Here is a 24308-nt window from a genome sequence, read left to right as displayed (position 1 = left end):
CTGCGCAGCAGAAGCGTTGATCATTTGACCACAAGCGGAGCAGGCGTGTTGGCAAGCAGCGCCGTTGCTGCTGTCCACGCTGCTACGTTCTGGCGAAGCTGCACAGGGTCGATCTTGTCCAGCGTGTCATTGGCCGTGTGGTGCACGTCGAAATAACGTGTTCCGTCCTGCATGAGATCGACGACGGCAGTTTTTGTCCCTTCGATGAGCGCGGCAATATCCGCGCCGCCTCCGGCGGTACCATTTCCAGGAGCGATGCCCAGTGGCGCCAGCATCGCAGCCAGCTGTGCGGCAACTGCTGGTTCCATTCTCGCGGTATTGACCTGCCAGATCCTGTCGGCGCCGAAATCACTTTCCAACGCTACTGCGTGCGGAACTGCGCCATGCGCAGCGGCATAAGCCTTGCCGCCCCACACGCCGACTTCCTCTGCACCCGCGAACAGGACACGGATGGTGCGCAATGGCTGCTGGTGGCGTGCCGTATGCAAAGCCGCTGCCGCGACAATCCCGCAGCCTGAAGCATCGTCAATGGCGCCAGTGCCCAGATCCCAGCTATCGAGATGGCAGGCCAGCAGCACCATGGGAGCATCAGGGTCGCGGCCCACGATTTCGGCTATGACATTGCCCGACGGCATCTGCCCTGCAAAGGTCGGGGTCAGCACCATGCGGACCTCTATATCGCGCCCCCGCGCAGCCATGCGCTCGAGGTTTTCTGCGTCGGGCACCGACAATGCTGCGGCGGGAATAGCCGCCTGCCCATCGGCGAAACCGGTATTACCCGTATGTGCCAGCCGGTGATTGTCCGTACCGATTGACTTCACCAGCACCGCCTTTGCACCCTTGCTCGCCGCAAGCGAAGGTCCAACCCAGCGTGCCGGACCGGCAAAACCGTAGCTTGATCCGTCCTGCGAAGGCTCCATTGCATGCCCGATGTAGGCAATCTTGCCAGCAAGGCTGCCGTCAGCCGCGGCTTGCAAGGCGGCGATATCGGCAAACACCGCAACCGGCGCAGTCAATCCTTCTGGTGGAGTGGCGCCGCTGTTGCCCAGCGCAGTGAGCACAAGCGGCTGAGCATAAGGCGTAACCACCTCGGCGGTTTCAGCACCCCTGATCCAGGTCGGCATCATATATGGTTCGATGCGGACGTTGGCAAAACCTCGCGCACGCAGCCAGGCCACTGCCCAGTCGCGCCCGCGCGCCTCTGCTTCGGTTCCTGCCTGCCGTGGTCCCACCTCGGTGGTAATCCCCTCGACAAAGTTCCAGGCGATTTCATCCTGCGCCAACGCCCTGTCACGCAACATCGCAATGTCGTGGCTGGCTTGAGGTGACATGGCAGGCGCGGCGGCCGATTGCGCCACAGCAGGAGCGCTCGCGGCGGCAATGCTCACAAGGAGCGGCAGAAAAACAGCTTTCATGTCGTCGCTGCTATCGCGCCAGGCGCCCCTTGCCAAGCGTGACCTTCTGCAGCGCGACCTTGCCCTTGCCGCATTTGCGCCCTATTTGGCGCGAAACCCATTTCCCCTTACTGATCACGACCGACAAGGCGAGGACGACGCATGGCCGCCCAATACGCATATGTCATGAAGAACATGACCAAGAGTTTTCCCGGCGCCCAAAAGCCGGTGCTGTCCGATATCAACCTGCAATTCTATCAGGGCGCCAAGATCGGCATCGTCGGGCCAAACGGCGTCGGCAAATCGACGCTGATGAAGATCATGGCCGGTATCGACACCGACTACACCGGCGAAGCCTGGCCGGGCGAATACATCACGGTTGGCTATCTGGCGCAGGAGCCGGAGCTTGATGCGTCCAAGACTGTGCTGGAAAACGTGAAGGACGGTGCGCGCGAAACCGCCGATCTGGTCGATCGGTTCAACGAGATTTCAAACATCATGGCCGATCCGCCCGAAGACGCGGATTTCGACGCGCTAATGGAAGAAATGGGCACGTTGCAGGAAAAGATCGATGCGGTGGACGGCTGGACGCTCGACAACCAGCTTGAAATCGCAATGGAGGCCTTGCGTTGCCCGCCTGGCGACTGGTCGGTGGACAGCCTGTCGGGCGGTGAAAAGCGGCGTGTGGCGCTCACCCGGCTGCTGATCCAGAAACCATCTATCCTGCTGCTCGACGAGCCTACCAACCACCTCGATGCCGAAAGTGTCGAGTGGCTGGAAAACCATCTGAAGGAATATGCAGGCGCCGTGCTGATGATCACGCACGATCGCTATTTCCTTGATAATGTGGTGGAATGGATCCTCGAACTCGACCGGGGCAAGTACTTCCCGTACGAAGGCAATTACTCCACCTATCTGGAGAAAAAGGCCAAGCGGCTGGGACAGGAAGAGCGTGAGGAAAGCGGCCGGCAAAAGGCCCTGAAGGAAGAACTGGACTGGATCCGGCAAAGCCCCAAGGCGCGCCAGACCAAGTCCAAGGCCCGCATCCGCAAGTTCGAGCAACTTCAGGACGCGCAGGCCAACCGTAAACCCGGCAAGGCGCAGATCGTCATCCAGGTACCCGAACGGCTGGGCGGCAAGGTGATCGAAGCCAAAAGTCTGACCAAATCATACGGTGACAAGCTGTTGTTCGAGGATCTGTCCTTCACCCTGCCACCGGGCGGCATCGTGGGCGTGATCGGGCCGAACGGCGCGGGCAAATCCACTTTGTTCAAGATCCTGACCGGCAAGGAAACGCCCGATGACGGCGCGGTGGATATCGGCGACACCGTTCATCTGGGCTTCGTTGACCAGAGCCGCGACCAACTCGATCCTTCGCATAATGTGTGGGAGGAAATCTCGGGCGGTCACGATTACATGCAAGTGAACGGGCACGACACCTCAACCCGCGCCTATGTCGGTGCGTTCAATTTCAAAGGCGCGGACCAGCAGAAGAACGTCGGCAAGCTGTCGGGCGGTGAACGCAACCGCGTGCATATGGCCAAGATGCTGAAGGAAGGTGGCAATGTCCTGCTGCTCGACGAGCCGACCAACGATCTCGATGTCGAGACATTGGGCGCGCTTGAGGACGCGATCGAGAACTTTGCCGGTTGTGCCGTGGTCATCAGCCATGACCGCTTCTTCCTTGACCGGCTGGCGACGCATATCCTGGCATTTGAAGGCGACAGCCATGTCGAGTGGTTCGAAGGCAATTTCGAAAGCTATGAAGAGGACAAGCGCCGGCGGCTTGGTGACGCAGCCGACCGTCCGACCCGGCTTGCCTACAAGAAACTGACGCGCGACTGACGATCTGCGTGCCCTGCCGCATCGTCAGCCTTGACCCTGGCTGACGATGCGGTTCAGGTGCTCGACAGCGATGCCCGTTTATACCATCATTGCATGCAAATCGTGTCTTGCGATATGCAACGGGTGGAGAGCATCGAAATGCCGGACACGAGATACAGAACAATAGCAATGCTGGCCACTTTGGGCAGTGTTCTCATCTTCACGCCGGCGATCGCGCAGTCTTACGACACGCCAAGTCACCGGGCGAGCGTGGGACGCTCACCGGCAGGAACGGCTTTGCCCGAGCGTATCGATGCTCGCCCGTCATCACAACGCGAAAGTGCCCGCCGCCCGCAGCGCCAGGTGATGCAGGATAGTGTGCCAGTGCGCAACTGGCGGCAGGATCGCCCACAGCAACTCAATCAGCGGACATCAAGCCCTTCCGGAACGACGGTCATCGCGCCGCGCGATCGGCCGGCACGCGAGCTTCGGCAGGAACGATCCGATTACAGGCAGCAGCGCCGCGATCAACGCACGCAAACTCGCCAGGAATGGCAGGACAGGCCGGCTTGGCAAAACCGGGGCGATCGGCAGGACCGGCGTGACTGGCAGAACCAGCGTGACTGGCAGGACAGGCGCGAGCCGCGCTCCCAGTGGGGAAACAACTACCGCAACAATGATCATCGGTATGGCACTACAAATCGTTGGCGTCAGGACCGACGCTATGACTGGCAGCGCTACCGGCAGCAAAACAGGCATATTTATCGCCCCGGGCGCTATTACCCGCCTCATCGCGATTACCGCTACCGGCGGCCGTTTATCGGCATCACCATCGGCTCATCCTTTCTGCATCCCCGCTATGCACTGAACGATCCGTGGCGTTACCGGTTGCCGCCGGTGTCTGGTGCATACCGGTGGATCCGCTATTACGACGACGTGCTGCTGGTCAATGCATACAATGGCCGGGTGGTGGATGTTGTGAATGACTTCTTCTGGTAAAAGCGCAAACGCTACGGCCGCGAAGATAATATCGCGGCCGTAGTTCATCACACAAACTATCGCGCGGGGTTGACCACCCTGCGCAGAGCAGCGCATTGCGTAGCGATCTTCTGTCCTGATAGAGCAGCACATGGCCCGGCTTTCGCGCATTGACATGGAAAATCAGCAAGAGATTGCCGCCATGAACCGGCATGTGCTCACGCGCCTGCGTGGAGACGCCAGTGTCCAGCAGCTCGTGAACGAGGAACTGCAGCTGTTCGGCATCGCCGAGTTCTTCTCAATAGAGGAATGCGATCGGCTGCGCACATTTATCGATAAGGTGGCGCGTCCCTCACCTGTCTTCAATGTCGATTTTGGACGCGCGGCACGCACCAGCTACTCGGGCGACATGAACACCGACGACCCGTTCATCAGGATGCTGCACCGGCGGATGGACGATCTGCTCGGAGTCGATGGCTCGTTTGGCGAAACGCTGCAGGGTCAACGCTACGAACCGGGACAGGAGTTCAAGGCGCATCATGACTGGTTTGATGTCAATGAGGATTATTGGCAGGGTGAAGTCGCGGCCGGCGGACAGCGGGCCTGGACGCTGATGGTTTACCTCAACGAGGTCGAGGATGGTGGCGCTACGCATTTCCCGCGCGCGAACATTTCCATTCCGCCGCAGACCGGCACCCTGGTCGCTTGGAACAATGCCCTTGATGACGGCAGTCCCAATGCAGCGACGCTGCATGCCGGAACTCCCGTCAATGCCGGCGTGAAATATGTCGTCACCCGGTGGTACCGCAGCCGCAAATGGTACTGATGCTCAGTCGGTTGATGCCGCCTGTGTCAAGGCATTGTCGATAAGGCGTAAGGTGTTCTGCACGCCGTAAAGCGCTATGAAACTGCCCATGCGCGGGCCTTCCGAGCTTCCGAGCAGCACTTCGTAAAGCATCCGGAACCAGTCGCGCAGGTTGTCAAATCCGAGCTCTGGCCGCTTGCCGATTTCATAAACTGCGGTTTGCAGCGTTTCGGCCGTTACATCTTCATCCATCTTCCGCAATGCTGCGGACAGGGCCTGCAGTGCTACGGCCTCTTGCGCCTCGGGCGGGCGGCGGCTGATCTGGGGCAGCAGAAACGCACGATTGTAGGCAAGCGCACGATCAATAAGGATCTCCAGTTCGGGGTGTTGCTGCGGATCTGCGCCCGGGTGGTAGTTGCGCAGATAAGACCACATCTGATCCGCGTCGGCCTGCACGCCCAATACACTGACCAGATTCAGCAACAGGCCGTAAGTGACAGGCAAGGCATCGCCGGCACCGGGCGTGTCTGCAACATCACCTCGCAGATTTGCCCGCAGGAGATGCCATACGGGGTTGCCAACTTGCTGGTCCGGCGTCTGCTCGCCAAGCTTTTCCCGGAATTGCCAATATTCGTCCACCGCGCGGGGAATAACCCCCATGTGCAGCTGTTTCGCGCGCTTGGGCTCACGATAGATGTAGAAGCCCAAGCTCTCCTCACTGCCATAGGCAAGCCATTCATCGATGGTGAGCCCGTTCCCCCTGGACTTCGAGATCTTTTCGCCCTTCGCGTCGAGAAACAACTCGTAAATGAGCCCTTCGGGCTTGCGACCGCCGAGGACCCTGGCAATCTTGCCGGACTGGGTGCCGCTGTCGGTGAGGTCTTTCCCGTACATTTCGTAATCGACGCCAAGCGTTACCCAGCGCATCGCCCAATCGACCTTCCATTGCAGCTTGGCCTGTCCGCCGAGGATGCACTGCTCGACTGTCTGCCCTTCGTCTGCAAAGCGGATCATGCCTGTCTCGGCATCGAGAACCTCGACCGGCACTTGCAGCACCGCACCGCTTGACGGGCTGATCGGCAGGACTGGCGAATAGGTGGCAGCGCGTTCTGCGCGCAGGGTCGGGATCATGATATCCATGATGGCATCGAAATTACGCAGCACGTTCTTCAGCGCATCGTCGAACTGGCCGCTGTCATAAGCGCTGGATGCCGCGACAAACTCGTAATCGAAGCCGAAACGGTCGAGAAACGAACACAGCATGGCGTTGTTGTGCGCGGCAAAGCTCGCGTGGGTGCCGAACGGATCCGGAATGCGGCTTAGCGGTCTGCCAAGCCAAGCTTCAAGACCGGACGGATCGGGGACATTGTCAGGCACTTTGCGCAGCCCGTCCATGTCATCCGAGAAAGCCACCAGACGTGTGGGATGCCCGTCCGTCAGCGTTTCATACGCACGCCGCACCAGCGTCGTGCGCAATACCTCCTGAAAAGTTCCGATATGCGGCAGACCGCTTGGGCCGTATCCTGTTTCGAAGAGCACAGGGACCAGTTCCCCGTCGGCATCCCGCTTGCCATCGGGAAAACGCTTCAACACCCGGCGGGCCTCTTCGAACGGCCAGGCCTTCGATTGGGCGGCCACGTGCTGGAGCGGTACAGATGCAGGATTCATCTTCAGCTCAATGGCGCGAGCCCGGCGCAATAGCAAGCATGTGCCTATCGGGCAGGAACAGGCACGCACCACCTCGGTCGATCAGCTATTCGTGCAGGAAGAGTGTCGCTACCAACGAGACGGCATCTGCGCATGGCAAAGCGCCTTGGCAAGGACGGCGCGGGACATGTCTTCAAAGCGTCAGGAGCATGTAACGCGCATTACGGCTTCAATTCACCGTTAGGATGCGAGCGGAACTGATCGCAGCGCTGCAATCAAGCGTGCATTACCATGGCGGCAAGCCTCGCGCCTGTCGCCAAAGGGTTCGAGGATTGACAGATCAGAGCCGGGGGCATGGTCACTCCAGAACCTCAGGGCGAGGGATTGTGCATCAGTCATTCGCATCTTGATCTGCGGGCAACAGGGAACGCGCTTGTGCCCAAGCGGCGTGCGCAGATTGTCGGCCTGCCTGGAAAACCTGCCCTGTATCCCATTCGCTGAGTTGTAAGATGACGCTCCCAAATGCGCTGAACATATAATGGACGCATGACACAATCCCGCTGAACGGATTATTCTGGGCGATCGGCCTCACGTCGTTTCAGCACAAGCGGCTCCTTGAAGGTGTTCGTCACGTAAGGGAAAGGAATTTCGATCTGGGCATCGTCCAACGCCCGCTTGATCGCACGCACGATGCTGTCGCGTGTCGCACGCATGTCCCGTGCCGGTGATGCGGTCCACCAGCGAACAAGGAAATCCACCGAACTTGAATTGAACTCCTGCGCAAAGACATCGATCGCCCGATCCTGAGTGACATCGTCAATGGATCTGACTGCCGCTGCTATTATGCTTGCGGCATGGTCAAGGTCGGTATCGTAGGAAACCCCTACGACGATCTCGTCGCGCCGAACCACATCGTCGGTCAGGATCCGCACCGGGTTCTTGAACAGCATGGCGTTGGGCATGATCGTCAGCTCGTTCGAGAGCTGACGGATATGCGTTTCGCGCAAGGTGATGTTCTCAACCTTGCCGATCACCCCCTCCACTTCGATGAGATCGCCCATACGCATCTTTTCACGCAACATGATCAGCACGCCGGCAAGGAAGTTCTCAAACACATCCTGAAATGCAAAGCCGATCGCAAGCGCGCCAATGCCAAGCCCTGCGATCAGATTGGCAGGGTTGAGCCCAGGCAGGATAATGGTTGCTGCGATCATGACCCCGGCAATCCATATGCCCAGCTTCACCAGGGTTTCGATGAGCTTGCGCAGGCTCGGCCGCAAGGTGGTGCTGCCCGTGATCCAGTCAACGATGCGAATGGCAGAGCGCGCGATCAACCAGGTGATGATCAACACGACGATGGCTATTGCAAGGCTGGGCAAGGTGGCAATTGCCGCGCGCAGCATGGATTGCGTCTGTTCCTGCAAAGTCTGCATGTAGTTCAATTGCGCTGTCCCGTGATCCAGATGATGGCATCTGTTCCTGACCGCAGCAGACGCGCTTGGCAACCGGCAGCTTGAACAGGATGGAAAGGATCTACGCTGCCTGCGCCGCCGCAAGATGGCCCGGTCGCTAGTTTCAGGCTTCTGCGACCCACTCCTTTCGCAAATATCTGCCGGCCAGTGCCATCAAGGTGCCTGCCAGCAGGTAAAGCGTCAGCGAATACAACATGGAGTACCGCAGCGCCTCATCTGCGTACACCGGAGTTAACAAAGTGGACAGGGCGCCAAGCGCATAGATGCCACCGCCCAACCCGAGCAGATTGTTGATGAGCAGGAACAGCGCCGATGCAGTCGCCCGTTCCGGCGGAGGAACCAGATGTTGCACTGCAGTGAGCACAGGCCCGAGCCAGATATAGGCAAGCGCCTGTGGCAGCAGGAACATGGCAAACGCGAAACCAACATTGTCGCTGGCAATGCCAAGCGCGAACAGCGGCACGCCTGTCACATAGGCAATCGCCGGCAACCAGCCATACCAGGCCCGATCGCGCGTGCCCAGCCTGTCACCGAGCCATCCGCCGGCCAGAACCCCCGCAACCCCGCCAAGCAACAGTACCGCACCAAAGAACTGGGACGTCTCGACCAGCGACAGGTCGAAGCTTCGCTGCAGCAGGCTGGGCAACCAGAAGGCGATCCCATACCCGAGCATCGACCCGCTGGCTGCTCCAAGCGACAGCAACCAGAACGAAGGCTTGTGCGCCAGCGTTCCTGCCACCTGGCGCAAACTGCGCCCATTTGTCTCCTGTGTGACAGCAGCAGGCCTGGGCAAGTCCTTCACCAGAAGCTTGAAGAACGGAGCAATCACTATGCCGCAGATCCCGACCGCGAAAAACGCCAGCCGCCAGTCCAGCATCGCGGCGATGTAGCCGCCTGCCAGCACGCCGGCGGCAGAGCCGACCGGAATACCCAGCGAATAGATGGACAATGCGAATGCCCGCTGCCCGGAAGGAAAGTAGTCACCGATGATGGCATAGGAAGGCGCCACCCCACCGGCCTCGCCAACACCAACGCCAAGCCGCGCAAGGAATATCTGCCAGAAGGAACCGGCCAGACCGCACAGGGCGGTAAAGCCGCTCCACACCACAAGGCTGACGGTTATGACCCAGCTTCGGCTGGTTCGATCGGCAAGCCATGCAAGCGGCACCGCCAGCGTGGAATAGAGAATGGCGAAGGAGACGCCGCCCAGCAGCCCCATCTGTGCATCATCGAGGCCAAGTTCGGCCTGAACCGGCGCTGCGAGGATCGACAGGATCTGCCGATCAAGAAAATTGAAAATATAAACCAGCAACAGCATTGCCAGCACGACGCCGCGACGGCCTGCCACCTGTGGCGCGGGTCCGAGCGAAGCAGGCGCGGCAGCGCTCATCCGGCATGCCTTTGCAGGAAGGACCCGATGGCAGCCCGTGCCGCCGCTTCATCCAGCATGGGTGCATGGCCGACACCCGCGATCTCGACTGCTCGGAACGGTCCGGAATGCCGCTGCGCCATTGTGGCGACCGTCTGTGCTGACAACAGATCACTCAACGCGCCCCGCAGTGCCAGGATGGGCAGCGGGTCCAGCGCATCCCACAGCGGCCACAGATCGGCAGGCACAAGCCCAGCGCCGTGCTCATCGTCACCGCCGTCACTCTCCTGCTCCTGTCCGGCAATTGCAGGGTCATAGGCAAAGCGGATCTGTCCTGACGCAGTTCTCGTGCATGTGCGATGTGCGAACGCGAGCCAGTCTGCATCCCCCCATGAAGGGAATGCGTCGCCGTTGATCTCGGCACAGGCCTGTGCAGCCTCCCCCCAGGAACCAAAGGTACCGACAGGCCCGACATAGCCACGGATGCGATCAAGCCCCTCCTGCTCCACCTGCGGGCCGATATCGTTGAGCACGATGCACGACACCATCGCCGGTGCCGTGGTGCCCATCATCATGGCCATCAATCCGCCCATGGATGTTCCGATCAAGCCAGCCCTGCCGATATCGAGCTTTCCCATCAGCGCGAACATGTCCGATGCATAAACATCGAGCCGGTAGTTGGCAGGATCGGGATCGGGATCAGACAGCCCCCGCCCTCGCTGATCCGGCACAATCAGGCGGAACCTCTCATCCAGATGGCTGATGAGCGGCTCGAAATCCGCACTGTTGCGTGTCAGCCCGTGCATCAGCAGCAGCGTCGGGCCGTCGGCCGGATAATCGCGGGCGAACAGTTGGAGCCGGTCATCTGCGCTTTTGTAGCGGACGGGGATCCATTCACGCACAGCACGTCTCCTGCAGAGCCCGCTGCGGCTCAGAAATTGACCGTGGCCGATACGAACACCTGCCGCGGATTGCCGTAGAAGGCTGTCAATGTGCCTTCCTTGCCAAGCGTCGGAATGACCTGTCCGTTATTAAGCGCAAGATCGCCGGTGATCGGATCGGCAGCGACAAAAGTGTAACCCGAAGTCTTGTAACGCTTGTCCAGGAGGTTCTTGCCATGAAGGCCGATGCTGAACCGGTCACCTGGCGCGGTATAGACGATGTTGGCATCGAACAGGGCATAGCCGTCCTGGTCGAAGAACGGGTTGGGAATCTCGAACTGATAGGTTTTCGACCGGTACGATCCTGTGCCCGACACTGCCAACTCCCCGTCACCAAGATCGGTGGAGTAGGACAATGTCGCGCTGCCGGTAAATTCAGGCGTGTTCTGCACTTGCCTGAAATCGGCTACGTCCGTTGGTCCCAGACCTGCGATATTGGTGATGTACTCCTTGTATTTGGCATCGATGTAGCCCCCCGACAGCGCCAGGTTCATCCGGTCACCACCTGTCAGCAGATCGCGGGCCAAACGGGCATTGGCTTCGACCTCAACTCCCTGGAACCGGGCCTTGCCCGCATTAGAGACAACACCGCAGAACGTCGGGATGCCATTTGCGACGCAGGCGACGGAGCCTGGAATCTGCACGTCTGTATAATCCATGCGGAACGCGGCCAGTGCGACATACAGATCACCGTTGAGCAAATTGCCCTTGTAGCCGATCTCGTAGCTTTCCACCGTTTCAGGATCGAAGCTCAGAAAGTCGGAGATTTCCGCGTCGGACAGGAGGCTATTGCCATCGAGATCGGGCGCATTTACTCCGACACCGCGCGGATCGAAACCGCCGCCCTTGAAACCCTTGGAATAGCTTGCATACAGATTGTGATCGATCGTTGGCTGGAAGCTCAAGGATGCCCGCGGCGTGAATTTCCTGTAATCTTCCTTGCCATTGAAATTGGTCAGCGGACTTCCGAATGGAACGCCGGCTCCGCCAAACACGGGTGAGCCGCCGCCCAGGTAATTCTGGCGCAAGATGCTGCCGGTCCGCTCGTCCCAGGTATAACGCCCGCCAACCGACAGGCTGAATTGCTCGGTAAGATCGAACGTGAAGTCGCCAAATACAGCGTAGGTTTCGGTGTCCACATTCGCTTCTGTAAAGCCGGTCAGCCCGGCAAGGGTTGTAAACAGGCGAACGTCGAACTGTGTATCGGCCTTTGCATCGAGATAGTAAAACCCAATCAAGCCCTGCAGCGCGCCGCCGTCGTCATAAAGCAGCTGCACTTCCTGACTCAGCTGCTCGTTGCGGTAAAACGCAGGCACATCGACATCGACCGCAGGCAATGCGTCGAAATCAATGGGAGAAGCGCTGTCATCCTGGCGCCACGCGCTGATCGAGCGCAGCGTCAATCCTGCGCCAAGGTCGGCACTGACGTTCATCGACAGCCCATAGGCTTCGACTTCCTGCGCAGGATCGATCAATCCGCCGCGCGTGTCATAAACGTCGCTGAGCACAGGCGCATTGGAAAGCTGCCCGACGACCAGGCGATGGCCGCCGCGTGGATTGCTCTTGTCCTTGGTGTAATCGCCTGTCAGCCGGATCAGCACCGGCTCGCCATATCCGCCAAGCTCTACACTTGCGCGTCCCGCCCAGATATCCTTGTCGTAATTATCAAGACCGGTGGTCAGGTTCTCCCCAAACCCGTCGCGCGTCAATCGTGCCACCGAACCGCCCACCCGCACGATGTCGTTCAAAGGTGCCGACGCAGTGACGATGCCGTCGATCTGATTATAGCTGCCGTATGCCGCCCGCGCCTTCAGGGAGAATTCCTGCGGCAGCTGACGGGTCACGTATTTGACTGCACCACCAATGGTATTGCGGCCATAAAGCGTACCCTGAGGACCGCGGAGCACCTCGATCCGCTCAACTTCGTAAATATCCAGCACCGCTGCCTGTGGACGGTTGAGATAGACATCGTCGAGATAGATGCCGACACCCTGCTCAAACCCCGAGACAGGATCCTGCTGGCCCACGCCGCGAATGAAGGCAGTGAGAGTGGAATTGGTGCCACGTGACGCCTCGAGCGTCGTGTTGGGTGTGGTTTGCGCGATATCGGTGACATCGGTCGCTCCGCGTTGCAGCAATTGTTCCCCGCTGTAAGCAGTGACCGCAATCGGCACGTCGACCAGCCGCTCCTCGCGCCGCCGAGCAGTCACGATGATCGCACCCTCATCCTGAAATTCCTGGGCAGCATCCGCGCTGTTGGCGTCGGCGGCAATTTCCTGCGCCATGACCGGATTGGCAGCTCCACCCGCGAGGACTACCAGTCCGCTCATGCCTGTTGCCAGCACGATCATCTTTTTCATCATCAACTCCCCCGCAAACCATATTATCCCTGTTCGGGGTTAGTGAAAGGTGAACCGGTTTTCAACATTTAAGTTTGCCACAGCTCCCTTGCGAGATTAGCGGCAGATTGCATGGCAGTTTCCTCATCCTCTCCTAGGGACAGCACCCCTCGTGAGCCTCGCACGGAGCGCGGGCGCAGGACCTTGCGCAAACTTCTCGATGCTGCGGCAGCGGAATTCGGCGAGCGCGGTTTCCATGATGCATCCATCAGCGATATCACGCGCCGCGCAGGCATCGCGCTTGGCAGTTTTTACACGTACTTCGATTCCAAGAACGCTATTTTCAAGGCGCTGGTCAGCGACCTTAGCGCCCAGGTGCGCTCACGCAGCGCCAACAGTGTTGCAAGGGTTACCGGCGCGCTGGCAGTGGAGGAAGCCGCACTCGCGGGCTTTCTTGCTTTCTCGCGCGAGCAAAAGGAGATCTACCGGATTATCGATGAGGCAGAATTTGTCGATCCCGCCAGCTACCGTGAACATTACGAAAGCACCGCTGCCCGCATCCTTCAGCGGCTGCGCGCCGGAATGGAAACAGGTGAACTGCGTGCGGGGCTTGATGAAGACCATGCCTGGGCGATCATGGGAATGAATGTCTTTCTGGGCCTGCGATATGCAATCTGGGACGATGAGGCGCCAATCGAGAAAATAGCCAGGACAGCGAACGGGATCCTGCGCGATGGCATTGCCTGCAGCCACGGCCCGGATCAACGCCAGCCGCAATGACGCGGCTTATGGCTCCAGAATTTTCTTCAGGACGTTCAGCGCAGATGCCTTGATCTGGTGTACGCGCGGCACGCTCACTTCCAGTATGGCGGCAATCTCGGCAAGGTTCATCTCCTCGATGAAGTAAAGCTGCAGGACAAGCTGCTGCCGCTCCGCCAGGGTGGAGATTGCCCGGGTCAATAGCTGCCCGTCCTGATCCTGGCTGAGCAGTGTGAACGCATCCGGCGCGTCATCGGCAAAACCGGGCGCATGATCGTCGTAGCCATCGTCGAGCGACGTGATGTGTACAGGCTGGCTGTGCTGATCCGCGAGCACCGAGACATCGATGCAGAGCCGTTCGGCAACTTCGGTCTGGACCGGCTCGCGCCCCAGTTCCTGTCGCAGCTGATCTCGCGCATCCTGCTGCAGCCGATGCCGCCGGCGACCATTGCGTGATCCAGGCAACGTCCTGCGCACAAGATCGAACATCGCGCCACGCACGCGGATCTTGGCATAGGCGGCAAACCCGTCTTCCGTATCGCCGGTATGCCGCCTTGCACATTCCGTCAGCACGACCAGTCCAGCCTGCACCAGATCCTCGACCTCGAGCCCGTCACGACCGCCGCCATGGATGTGCCACGCCGCCTTGTGGACCATCGGCAGGAAGCGGCGGATACGATCTTCTGCCTTGTCCCGGCAGTTGTAACCGGCAACAGCAAGAAAAGCGGAATGGTTGTGCTTCATGCAGCAAGCTCCGTAGAGGGTTCGGGCGTGGCCAGCATCGTCGATGCGCCGCCGCCGCTGGCGCCGCCGATTACCGAAATAACTTCGATCGGCTGCGTCGCCGGCAGTTCAGGAAGGGAGAGCACCAAGCAGTCGGAGCCGCGTTGCCGCAACAACGCAGCAATTACCCGTCGAGCGGGCGGCTGCACGATCATCGCCAGCGGACGTCCTTCCCCCAATCCTGCTGCAATGGCACTCACGCTGTCGGCGATGCGTGCTGCAAGATCAGGCTCGATGAGGGGCTGTCCTGTTGCCGGATCGCGCAAACCCTGCAGGATGGAACTTTCCAGCTGCGCATCAAGCGTTACAACCGGCAGCCGATTGCCTGCCGGACACACCTGGTCCACAAGCCAGCCGCCCAGATCAATCCTGATGCAGTCAACCAGCGCTTCGAACTGCTGCGTATGCTGCAGAGCCAGCACGATGCTCGAGAAGATCGGCAGGGGATGCGCCAGGCTGATCCCGTCGGCAAGCAGAGCCCGAAGCAGGCGGGTCATCGCCGCCAGCGAAAGCGGGTCGGGGTGAATTGCATCAATCAGGCCCGGCGACCGCTCCTTGACAGCGTCGAGCAACTCACGGACCTCCTCGGTGCCGAGCAGCGTTTCGGGACGGCGCAGCAGCAATTGATTGAGATGGGTTGCAATAACGGTTGCAGGATCCACGGTCAGGAAACCTTCGGCAATGGCAAGGTCGCGCTCGCCTGCATCTATCCACAAGGCAGGGCAGTCAAAGCTGGGGTCGCGGGTCGCCTCCCCCTCGAGGAGATGGCCATCGCGTACGTCGCCCACGTCTATTGCCAGGACACGGTCTGCCCGTATTGTCCCGCGTCCCTGTTCTACTCCGCCAAGCAGCACACGGTAGGCCGCAGCATCAAGCTCGGCAGAGTCCCGAACGCGAAACTGCGAGACAATGAAGCCAAATGCCTGCGACAGCTGCTTGCGCACGCCGGTGATGCGCGCGACCAGCGCCGCGCCTCGGTTGGCGTCGACGAGATGCACCAGGCCATAGCCAAGCTCGATAGTAACCAGCGTCTGGTCACTGACGTCCTGGATGGCGATCGCGTGCGGGGATGGTGCTTGTGCCGGTTCGGACACTTCGGCAGGGCGCAGGGCACGTTTGCGCAGCGCAAGCGTCACCCACAACGCAAGGGCAGCAGCAGGCAGGAATATGCTTTGCGGCATGGCGGGGATCATGCCGAGTGCGCCAAGCACCACGGCCACGGGCATCCAGCTGCGTGGATCGGCGAACTGACCCCCAATGTGCCCGGCCAGATCGCTTTTGTCGGCGACCCGCGTGACGATGACGGCAGCGGCTATGGAAAGCAGCAAAGCAGGCACCTGCGCCACCAGCGCATCGCCCACGGCCAGTGTGATGTATGTCTGCGCCGCCTCACCTGCACTCAGTCCATGGCTGATCATGCCAAGGCAGAACCCTGCAATGATGTTTACGCCAAGGATCAGCAGGGCGGCGATTGCGTCGCCTTTCACGAACTTGGAAGCGCCATCCATCGCGCCATAAAAATCAGCTTCGGTAGCGACCTCGGCCCGTTTTGCCTTGGCTTCTTCTGCTGTCATCAGTCCGGCAGCGATGTCGCTGTCGATGGCCATCTGCTTGCCCGGCAGAGCGTCGAGCGTAAACCGGGCGCTGACCTCGGAGACACGCCCTGCACCCTTGGTAATCACCACCATGTTGATGATAAGCAGGATAACGAAAACAAACAGCCCGACAGCAAAGTTGCCGGCGACAAGAAACTGCCCGAAGCTTTCGATGACCTGCCCGGCCGCTCCGCTGCCCTCATGGCCTTTCACCAGCACGATCCGCGTTGACGCCACATTGAGCGCAAGACGCAGAAGCGTTGCAAACAGGAGGACAGATGGAAACGAGGAAAAATCAAGCGGCCGACGCGCGTTCATCGCTGCCATCAATATCGCCACCGACAAGGCTATGTTGAGCACGAAGAACAGATCAAGCATCACCACCGGAATTGGCAGCACCATCAGGACAATCAGCGCCAGAATGCCGACCGGCAACGCCAGCGCGGCCGGTGACAGGCCAGCCAGGGGCGACACCGCGCTTTTGTCAGGCGTTGGCTGAGGCACGTTCATATGCCGAATGCCTGCAATTTAGCGTATGCGGTACGCACATGGCGCGGTCCGCCCTGCCCTGCGCCGCCGAGCGCAAACTGGCGGTGAAGCGTTTCGGCCATGGTGAGCGGTCTTGCAGGAGCAGCGCCGGTCGGCTGCGCTGCCGGCGAAAGACCATGGTTCTGTATGGAATAGCCCAAGGCCTGCGTGCCCGGCCCATAGCCGGCATGCTCCGCTGCCGCTGCGGCAAAGCGCAATGGCGCAGTCTGCAACGATCCTGCCGGTATTTGATCGCTTTCCATTGCCGTGCTCATCTTGTCGCGCAGCAGGGCCATGACTTCACCCAAGGATCGGCCATTGCCAGCTGGATGGAAGAAAATCCCCCGGTTGGCAGCAGCCGGCGCTGGCAGCAGCGACACTGCGGACTGGGTCGGATCCTGCGACATGGCAGTGAGAAAGCGGGTCGCCCCACCAGCCCCGAGAAAATGCGCCAGATAAAGTTCTGCCGCGTCCGGCTCCCTGCCCAGAACGGGCGAAAGCGCAGCTCGATTGTCGTTGGCCAATGCCCCTGCCAGCAAAGCGGAGGCTTGCGGATCGTGCCGCAACGCCATGATCTCGTTCCGCAGGACAGGATCGGATATGACATGACGTCCGTCGCGGTGCTCCACAGCCGCCGCTGCATGACCAAGGCCGAGCGCAGCGCCATGGCGGTCCAGTGTTGCAAGCCACGTGGTGTCGATGAATTGATACAGCCCTGCCGCGCTTGAACTGCGCGCCCGTGCGGCAGGATCAAGGCTTGATTCCAGCTTCGCCTGTGCCAGCAGGTAGTTGAAGTCTACCCCGGTGCGTTGCGCGGCATTGGCGATGGCCACCCGACTGCGATCAAGCGAGGACAGCCCGCGTGAGCTGATGTGCGATGGCTGCGCCGGCGTGGGTCGCGCCTGTCCATCAGGGGAAAGCGAATTGCTCAAGTGAAGATCCCGTTTTGCTACGGGAGGCATGAAGCAAGGACCGTGCCAAATCGCTTTTTCGTACGACGGCTTCCGGTCAGTCCGCTTCCTTTACATGGAAAATCTACGGGTAATCATTGCAAGTCACCCGGCGAGGGCTGGCAGTCGGGCATAATCGGTACGCGGCCGATATAATCCGGCAGCACCTGTCATGACTTCCAACCGTGCCGCGACATTGGCGGCAAGAATATTGCGTATCCGCCGATTGACCTCGTTGATCTGACGGGCGGATTGAACCAGGCCAACGCACTCCGCGTCCAGCTGATTGCTGGCGGCACCCAGCTCGTCAAGCCTAGTGCACAGATCCTGCTTCGATTGGGTCGCAGCGACCAGACCTTCAAGATCAAGAGCGGCAAGCGCTTGCCGCTCGTCGTGGAGAACGGCAATCATCTGCCGCAACCGATCGCAGAGCGAGGCGTTGCCTGTCAAATGCTCAGCTCCTGGTGTCACTCTGCATTGCCCAGCATCAGACGGGCGGCGATCATCGCATCGGCAATTTTGGCAGGAACAAGCGGGTAGGTGCCTTCGCGCAACGCGTCGCGGATCTGCTGAACCCGCTCCGCGTTGACTGGTGCTTGGGCAGACAGAAGTCCGGCAGTCGTTTCCACCCTGAGTCCGGGGTCGGCACGGGTCACAGCAGCGGTTGATTTGCTGTCCGGAACGCTGATCGCAGTGCCATCACGCCGGTCGATGGCACGGATCGGGGTAGCACCGGCTATGCCTGTTATATCCACACGTCCCATCACATTACTCCTCGCAGAACATTTACCTTTGTATTTCAGGACGACTGGCAGCGAAAATTGTTAAGCTTGAAAATCAGCCTGCCGGAATGATGGCTAGGCCCGGTTGCTCCACCATAGCCCGCACCGGCTCTTTTGCGCCCGTGGCACGCACACGGATCCAGTCACCCTTGGCGCCGGCGTCCATGGCCTCCCCCGTTTGGGTAACGGTAAAGCCGCGGCCATGGACGGCAACAGTAACCCTGTCTCCACGACCAATCAGCTTGGTGGTGGCGGCACTTGCCGCCTCGTCTGGCGTGATTGCGACAAAAATGCGCCAGCCTTGACTGTCGCCGCATTCCACCTTGACGGTATCGCGTGACGAGCCATGCCAGGCAAGGACAAGCTGTGTGCTGCACGGCTTCAACCTCAGCCGCCGGTCGACCTGCTGCCGCGCCCCTCCGGCATGCCCGATGCCTGCGCCGGTAAACTGCGCTACGGCAGCATCGACTTCGACAAGATCGGCATAGGGTCGGGTTTGCGCCTGAGCGATGCTGCTGCCCGCTGAAGCCAGCACAAGCGAACAGAAGATGGCGTATGTTGCAATGCTGTAGGTCATTTGCGCTCCGCTTGCCGATGGCCTGCCCATGTGCAGCCCGGTTCTGGAGCGTGAGCGATGCATGAACTGTGCCATTCAATCGCTGTTTGCAGTTCGCCCCTCTTGCGGGCGTTCGAAACTGGTGACGGCAACAATGCCGGACGGCGAGCCGGGTTCGAGCGATATCTTCATGTCGATGCCGTATTGCTCGGCTTCCTCTGCCAAAACAGCTGCGCGGCTGATAGCTGCTGCCAGTCCCGCACGAGGATACCGCACTACAAGGGTCAGCATCTCGCGATTGTCCGGATTGCGATCCTGCAACCAGCGGGTAAGCGCCCCCGAAGCGCCGTCATCGCGCCAGATCGCGGTCGCATTGCTCTGTGCGTGCGAGAAGGTTTGCTCCACCTTTGCAAGACCCCTCTCAGCGTTGTCTGCATCGATGGCGAGGGCGGCACTGGTCAGGATGAAGAGGATGAGCGCCAGATCCGCCAGAATGACCTGCCAAGCCAGCGGCTTGCCCGCCCGCACTGAAGTAAGGCGATGTGAGCGCTGGAGCGCAACCAGTCCGGCTGACCCTGCCGGGTTCATTTTTGTCGCTGTCATGCAACCACCTTGTCCACGGGCCGGCGTGTTGCCGCTTCTGGTGGCACAGTCTGCACAGGCGGGCACTCATCAGCCAGTTGTTCTGCCACCCAGGCAATCAGCCGCTCCCTTTTTTCCTCCTCCATCCAGCTTCGCCGTTCCAGCAGCCCCGCAATCGGCATGATGACAAGATGTGCTAGCAGCAAACCGTACAGCGTGGTTACCACCGCCATTGCCACCGAGCTCATCAACGCAGCGGGGGCAACCCCGTCCCCGGCAAGCTGCGACAGCGACAGGAGCGTTCCGGCAAGCCCGAAGATCGGCGCAAGATCGCCAGCCTGCTCCAGAAAATGTACTGCCTTTGCACTGCGCGCATCGCGCAGATCCTTGTGTCGGGCATGCACGTCGGCCAGCGCAGACACGGAGCGCCTGCGGATCAGCGCGCCCATTGCGTCACCCATTTCTGCATCGTCGAAGATTCCGGACGACGCACGATAGATGCCGTAACGGCGCAGATCGGATACGGCATGCGCAATCTGCGCGCGCGTTCCATCATAGCACAGGCCGGGCCGGCAAAGCGCCCACAGCGCACTCGCTACCGCGCGGATCTCACCTCGTCCGCTGCGCAGCATTGTTGCGAGAAATGTCCCTCCCGCCACGACCAGCGCGGCCGCCGGGTTGATCAACGCTGCTACATCCATTCGCCCGGCGCCTCCCTCTTGCCGCTTCAGAACGGCAGGTGGCAGTCATTTTTCAGCAGCGGCAGAATTTTGCCGCCAGCGGCGCGCATTTGCCGGACACCGTGACAGGACTCTCTATCGTGATGCCTCTGCCGAACTGGCACGGCTCTTGCTTACTGATCGTTGACGCGGATCGGCCCGCAATCATCACGGAAGATTTTTCTATGTCAGAAACCCTGTTCGGCATCCACGGCGCAGCGCTGGAATTGCGATCCCAGCGGCTCGGCATGCTGACTGCCAATATCGCCAATGCAGCTACGCCCGGTTACAAGGCGCGTGACGTCGACTTTGCCGCTGCACTTGCTGCACGTTCAAGCGGCGCCGATGCGAGCAGCGCGGTCGCAGGTGCCACCCGGTTCCGCATTCCGGTCATGCCCTCGCTCGACGGCAATACGGTGGAACTTGCCAATGAACAGATGGCGTTTGCACAAAACGCCGTCGCCTATTCGGCCACGCTGTCGTTTGTCGAAGGACGCGTCAACAGCATCACCCGCGCGCTGAAAGGTGAATGATCATGGCGCAAGACAGTCTTTCGCTGTTCGCCGTAGCGCAACGCGGCATGTCGGCCCAGCTCGTGCGCATGAACGCGGCTGCATCCAACCTTGCAAATGCCGGAGCGGTCGCAGGAACAGAAGCGGAAGCCTATCGCCCCTTGCGGCCCGTCTTTTCCGAACAGCTGGATCGAGCAAGCGGCCTTTCCACGGTGCGGGTCGATGGGGTGTACCGCTCCGATGCTGCGCCCGTCCGGCGTCATGATCCTGCTCACCCGCTCGCAGATGAGAACGGCGATGTGTGGGATAGCAGCGTCGATGAAACGGCCGAGATGGTCGAGATCATGGAAAGCAGCCGGCAATACCAGAACCTTGTCGAGGCAATGAACACCGCCAAGCAATTGATGCTCGAAACCATGAGGATGAAATGACTGTAACTTCTGCAACTCAGACCATTGCGGCCCGCAATGACCGGACCGCGCAAACAGCGTCAAATGCTGCATCTTCGACATTGGGCCAGAAGGATTTCCTGCGCCTGATGATGACGCAGCTGCAACAGCAGGATCCACTTGAACCCATGGATAACAAGGACATGCTTGCGCAGATGGCACAGTTTTCCAGCCTCGCCGGAGTCGCGGAAACGAACGACCGGCTCGCCGACATAACAGCTCGTCTCGATGCCCTCGCTGCCAGTCAGGCCGGATCGAAAACCATCTTGAACCACGGAGATTAAGCCATGTCCTTTTACACCTCGCTCAGTGGGCTGAAAAACGCCCAGACCGATCTTGGCACCATTGCGCACAATATCGCGAATGCAGAGACCAACGGCTTCAAGAAAAGCGATACGCAATTTGCCGATCTGGTGGCAGGCGGCAGTATGACCGACCCACGTCTCGTAAAAGGGATCGGCGCGACCGTCACATCCATCACACAGAACTTTGGCCTCGGCGCCATAGAGCAGACCAGCATCGCAACCGACCTTGCCATCAACGGCGATGGCTTCTTTGCCATGCGGAATGCGGAAAGCGGAAACACCAGCTACACACGCAACGGCAATCTCATGCTCGATGGCGCTGGTTTCCTGAACGATGGCTCCAACAATCGGCTGCAGATGTTTGCCACTGATGCTGCGGGTGTCATTACCAGCCCAGGCACCACCATCGACGCGCTGATCCCGCCACTTAACGGCGCAGGAGAGGAAATGGCCGGAGTTGCCATTGGCAAGGATGGACGCATCTCGGCGACCTACGCTGACGGATCGATCGAAATTGTCGGCCGCGTTGCTTTGGCAAGCTTTGTCGCGCCAACTGGTCTGCGCCAGCTTGGCTCGCAAAAATGGGAATCAACCGGCATTTCGGGCGCCGCCACGCTCGGTGCGCCGGGAGTGGGCCGGTATGGCGGGCTCTTGTCCGGTGCACTTGAACGCTCGAACGTCGATCTTGCCGAAGAGATGGTCAGCCTGATCACGGCGCAACGCAATTTTCAGGCCAACGCCAAGGCAATCGACACCGCTACCCAGCTTTCGCAAACCATCATCAATCTGAGATCCTGACGTGGATCGGATGATCTATACCGCGCTGACTGGAATGGATGCGGCAATGGTGCGGCAACGCACCATCGCTTCCAATCTCGCCAATGCGCAAACGCCCGGCTTTCGAGCCGAAACCTTTGCCGTGCAAACCCTCACGCTGAAAGGTCCCGCGCTGGAGACACGCGCCCAGTCACAGGGATCTGTACGCGGGGCGGACATGGCCGGCGGCAAGATCGTCAGTACCGGGCAGCCGCTCGACATCGCCCTTTCCGGCGAAGCGCTTCTCGCGCTGCAGGCCACCGACGGAAGCGAGGTTTATTCGCGCCGCGGTGACCTCACAGTCGGAGCCGGCGGCGTACTGGAAAATGGAGACAGACTGCCCGTCATGGGAATGGCCGGTCCCATCACGGTGCCGCCCAACCGCAGCATTACCATTGCCAGTGATGGTGCGATCATGTCCAGCGACCCGGCGGAGCCCCAGGCTCCGGCGCAGGAAATTGGCCGCATCAAACTGGCCAGTGCAGCCGGTAGCCGTATCGAAAAAGATCTCGACGGTTTTCTGCGCGTCGTTGGCGGTGGCGTCCTGCCTGCCGATCCGACAGCGCAGCTGACCACCGGAATGCTCGAACAATCGAACGTCGACAGCGCACAGGTGCTGGTGGACATGATCGAAGCACAACGCAGTTTCGATCGCCGTGCGAAACTGTTCACCACAGCGGGGGAACTGGATCAGGCCAGCGCCCGCCTCATGTCGCTGCGCTGATCGCAACCAATTACGTCGAAGGAGTTCATCATGCCTGTTTCTGCACTGCATGTCGCCCGCACCGGGCTTGAAGCACAAGACGCCCGCATGCGCGTCATTGCCAACAATCTTGCCAACATCGGCACCACCGGGTTCAAACGCGACCGGGCCAATTTCGCCACGCTTGCCTATCAGGACGCGCGGGTCGCAGGTCAGCGATCGACCAATGAAACGGCCTACGCAATCGGTCTAAATCTTGGCACCGGTGTGGCCGTTCAGGGTACGAGCCGGATCGAGACGCAGGGAACGCTTAACACTACGGGAAACGTCTTCGATCTGGCGCTGGACGGAAACGGCTATTTCGAGGTCGAAATGCCCGACGGCACCACCGCCTATACCCGTGCGGGCAATTTCACATTGTCGGCTGAAGGCCAGCTGGTCACCGCGCAGGGCTTTGCCGTTCAGCCCGCAATCCAGGTACCCGAAGGCGCGCAATCAATCACTGTTGCACCCGATGGTTCGGTATCTGCGGTGCTGGCCGGTGAAGCAGATCCGGTGGAGATCGGACAATTGACGGTCACAAGCTTTACCAACCCCGCCGGACTGCAAGCCATGGGTGACAACTTCCTGCGCGCGACAGGCGCCAGCGGTGACGCCGAACAAGGTGTTGCCGGCGAAAATGGGCGCGGCAACATCCGGCAGGGCATGCTGGAGGCGTCGAACGTGAATGTCGTGGAGGAGCTGGTTGAAATGATTGAGGCACAGCGGGCCTATGAAATCAATTCCAAGATGGTGAGCGCAGTGGACGAGATGCTCCGCAACGCGAACCAGACACTGTGATGGCCGGCGCGCGGCACCTTTGGCTGGCGGCAGCGGCGATGACGGTAGCGTCTTGCACAGCCACCGGTCCGCAGCCGGGCTTTCGCCCTGCCCTTCCTCCACCACCGCCGGCCTATGCTCCGCAGGATGGAGCGATCTTCCAGCCCGCCAACGGCTACGCTGGCCTGTATTCAGGCCTGCGCGCTCGACAAGTGGGCGATGTGTTGACCGTGATCCTTGTCGAAACCATCGACACCAGCAAAAGCGCAACTGCCCGCACAGACAGGCAGGGCAGTGTGTCAATCTCACCGCCAACTTCAGGTCCGCTAGACTTCCTTAACCCCGAAGCCCTTAAAGCAGCAGCAGAAGGGTCGTTCAGAGGTAGAGGCAATGCAGGTCAGCAATCCACCCTCACCGGGGCAATCGCAGTGACAATCGCGGAAGTAAGACCAAACGGCACGGCGCTGGTTACAGGAGAGCGGCAGATGGTCCTGAGCCAAGGGAGCGAATGGGTACAGTTTTCCGGCATCATACGGCTGGCTGACATCGATTTCGACAATCGCATACTCTCCACATCGGTTGCGGACGCACACATCGTCTACGCCGGCGAGGGAGCGATACAGCAGGCAAGCCGGCCCGGGTGGCTTTCGCGTTTCTTCGGTCTCGTCAGCCCATTTTGAA

The 24308-nt window shown here is 60.2% G+C and carries 25 protein-coding genes; 11 read left to right on the top strand and 14 right to left on the bottom strand.

From position 1 onward, the window contains the following. Positions 1-20 precede the first annotated feature (20 nt). Positions 21-1415, bottom strand: a complete 1395-nt coding sequence (locus tag RM533_RS00845) for a M28 family peptidase (RefSeq protein ID WP_311339289.1) — start codon at positions 1413-1415, stop codon at positions 21-23. Between the two features lie 141 nt (positions 1416-1556). On the opposite strand from RM533_RS00845, the gene ettA reads away from it, so the two are divergent. From ettA to RM533_RS00830, 3 genes are all read left to right on the top strand, one after another. After that, on the top strand, positions 1557-3239 hold the full coding sequence (ettA, locus tag RM533_RS00840) for an energy-dependent translational throttle protein EttA (RefSeq protein WP_311339288.1): 1683 nt from the start codon (positions 1557-1559) through the stop codon (positions 3237-3239). Between the two features lie 138 nt (positions 3240-3377). After that, positions 3378-4217, top strand: a complete 840-nt coding sequence (locus RM533_RS00835; protein ID WP_311339287.1) for an RcnB family protein — start codon at positions 3378-3380, stop codon at positions 4215-4217. Positions 4218-4347: 130 nt separating this feature from the next. Then, positions 4348-5022 carry a prolyl hydroxylase family protein gene (locus RM533_RS00830; RefSeq protein ID WP_311339286.1) on the top strand — a complete coding sequence of 225 codons (675 nt, stop codon included), beginning with the start codon at positions 4348-4350 and terminating at the stop codon, positions 5020-5022. 3 nt (positions 5023-5025) lie between these two features. Here the strand turns inward: RM533_RS00830 and RM533_RS00825 are convergent, their stop codons facing one another. The 5 genes from RM533_RS00825 to RM533_RS00805 form a co-directional block, all read right to left on the bottom strand. Further along, entirely contained in the window at positions 5026-6669 is a 1644-nt protein-coding gene (locus RM533_RS00825) for a lysine--tRNA ligase (RefSeq protein ID WP_311339285.1), read from the bottom strand. Positions 6670-7217: 548 nt separating this feature from the next. After that, complete coding sequence (locus tag RM533_RS00820; RefSeq protein ID WP_311339687.1) at positions 7218-8081, bottom strand: mechanosensitive ion channel family protein; 864 nt, start codon at positions 8079-8081, stop codon at positions 7218-7220. Between the two features lie 142 nt (positions 8082-8223). After that, positions 8224-9510 (bottom strand): spinster family MFS transporter, encoded by a 1287-nt coding sequence (locus RM533_RS00815; protein WP_311339284.1) that lies wholly within the window; start codon positions 9508-9510, stop codon positions 8224-8226. Beyond that, positions 9507-10391 carry an alpha/beta fold hydrolase gene (locus tag RM533_RS00810; RefSeq protein ID WP_311339283.1) on the bottom strand — a complete coding sequence of 295 codons (885 nt, stop codon included), beginning with the start codon at positions 10389-10391 and terminating at the stop codon, positions 9507-9509. Before RM533_RS00810 ends, RM533_RS00815 begins: the two co-directional genes overlap by 4 nt. Positions 10392-10420: 29 nt before the next feature. Next, entirely contained in the window at positions 10421-12790 is a 2370-nt protein-coding gene (locus RM533_RS00805; protein ID WP_432265011.1) for a TonB-dependent receptor, read from the bottom strand. A 111-nt stretch (positions 12791-12901) separates the two neighbouring features. On the opposite strand from RM533_RS00805, the gene RM533_RS00800 reads away from it, so the two are divergent. Beyond that, entirely contained in the window at positions 12902-13549 is a 648-nt protein-coding gene (locus tag RM533_RS00800) for a TetR/AcrR family transcriptional regulator (RefSeq protein ID WP_311339282.1), read from the top strand. A gap of 6 nt (positions 13550-13555) precedes the next feature. Here RM533_RS00800 and RM533_RS00795 read toward each other — a convergent pair whose 3' ends face one another. The 8 genes from RM533_RS00795 to RM533_RS00760 form a co-directional block, all read right to left on the bottom strand. Next, on the bottom strand, positions 13556-14272 hold the full coding sequence (locus RM533_RS00795; protein ID WP_311339281.1) for a sigma-70 family RNA polymerase sigma factor: 717 nt from the start codon (positions 14270-14272) through the stop codon (positions 13556-13558). Further along, positions 14269-16416: a flagellar biosynthesis protein FlhA gene (locus tag RM533_RS00790; RefSeq protein ID WP_432264999.1), complete on the bottom strand. Its 2148-nt coding sequence runs from the start codon at positions 16414-16416 to the stop codon at positions 14269-14271. The genes RM533_RS00795 and RM533_RS00790 overlap by 4 nt, the downstream gene beginning before the upstream one ends. Further along, entirely contained in the window at positions 16413-17366 is a 954-nt protein-coding gene (locus RM533_RS00785; protein WP_311339280.1) for a lytic transglycosylase domain-containing protein, read from the bottom strand. The genes RM533_RS00790 and RM533_RS00785 overlap by 4 nt, the downstream gene beginning before the upstream one ends. Positions 17367-17489: 123 nt before the next feature. Next, a complete protein-coding gene (locus RM533_RS00780) occupies positions 17490-17834 on the bottom strand; it encodes a flagellar protein FlgN (RefSeq protein ID WP_311339279.1) in 345 nt (114 codons plus the stop codon). A 17-nt stretch (positions 17835-17851) separates the two neighbouring features. Continuing rightward, positions 17852-18148, bottom strand: a complete 297-nt coding sequence (locus RM533_RS00775; RefSeq protein WP_311339278.1) for a flagellar biosynthesis anti-sigma factor FlgM — start codon at positions 18146-18148, stop codon at positions 17852-17854. Between the two features lie 73 nt (positions 18149-18221). Further along, a complete protein-coding gene (locus RM533_RS00770) occupies positions 18222-18743 on the bottom strand; it encodes a flagella basal body P-ring formation protein FlgA (protein WP_311339277.1) in 522 nt (173 codons plus the stop codon). A gap of 75 nt (positions 18744-18818) precedes the next feature. Further along, complete coding sequence (locus RM533_RS00765; RefSeq protein WP_311339276.1) at positions 18819-19325, bottom strand: hypothetical protein; 507 nt, start codon at positions 19323-19325, stop codon at positions 18819-18821. Beyond that, positions 19322-20005 (bottom strand): MotA/TolQ/ExbB proton channel family protein, encoded by a 684-nt coding sequence (locus RM533_RS00760; RefSeq protein ID WP_311339275.1) that lies wholly within the window; start codon positions 20003-20005, stop codon positions 19322-19324. Before RM533_RS00760 ends, RM533_RS00765 begins: the two co-directional genes overlap by 4 nt. A gap of 203 nt (positions 20006-20208) precedes the next feature. On the opposite strand from RM533_RS00760, the gene flgB reads away from it, so the two are divergent. The 7 genes from flgB to RM533_RS00725 are packed head-to-tail and all read left to right on the top strand — an operon-like array spanning position 20209 to position 24307. Beyond that, positions 20209-20556 (top strand): flagellar basal body rod protein FlgB, encoded by a 348-nt coding sequence (gene flgB / locus RM533_RS00755; protein WP_311339684.1) that lies wholly within the window; start codon positions 20209-20211, stop codon positions 20554-20556. Positions 20557-20558: 2 nt separating this feature from the next. After that, positions 20559-20966 (top strand): flagellar basal body rod protein FlgC, encoded by a 408-nt coding sequence (flgC, locus tag RM533_RS00750; RefSeq protein ID WP_311339274.1) that lies wholly within the window; start codon positions 20559-20561, stop codon positions 20964-20966. After that, the gene (locus RM533_RS00745) at positions 20963-21268 is read left to right on the top strand and encodes a flagellar hook assembly protein FlgD (protein ID WP_311339273.1); all 306 of its coding nucleotides are present in this window, start codon (positions 20963-20965) and stop codon (positions 21266-21268) included. Before flgC ends, RM533_RS00745 begins: the two co-directional genes overlap by 4 nt. A 3-nt stretch (positions 21269-21271) precedes the next feature. After that, on the top strand, positions 21272-22087 hold the full coding sequence (locus RM533_RS00740; RefSeq protein WP_311339272.1) for a flagellar hook-basal body complex protein: 816 nt from the start codon (positions 21272-21274) through the stop codon (positions 22085-22087). A gap of 10 nt (positions 22088-22097) precedes the next feature. Then, positions 22098-22829 (top strand): flagellar basal body rod protein FlgF, encoded by a 732-nt coding sequence (locus RM533_RS00735; RefSeq protein WP_311339683.1) that lies wholly within the window; start codon positions 22098-22100, stop codon positions 22827-22829. A 30-nt stretch (positions 22830-22859) separates the two neighbouring features. Continuing rightward, positions 22860-23648, top strand: a complete 789-nt coding sequence (gene flgG / locus RM533_RS00730; protein ID WP_311339271.1) for a flagellar basal-body rod protein FlgG — start codon at positions 22860-22862, stop codon at positions 23646-23648. Between the two features lie 38 nt (positions 23649-23686). After that, the gene (locus RM533_RS00725) at positions 23687-24307 is read left to right on the top strand and encodes a flagellar basal body L-ring protein FlgH (RefSeq protein ID WP_311339270.1); all 621 of its coding nucleotides are present in this window, start codon (positions 23687-23689) and stop codon (positions 24305-24307) included. Position 24308: the final 1 nt, after the last annotated feature.

It is taken from the genome of Croceicoccus esteveae (assembly GCF_031846435.1).
Classification (GTDB): Bacteria; Pseudomonadota; Alphaproteobacteria; order Sphingomonadales; family Sphingomonadaceae; genus Croceicoccus; species Croceicoccus esteveae.
The sequence above is the reverse complement of the archived record's forward strand: the minus strand, read 5'-3'. Positions and strand labels throughout refer to the sequence as shown.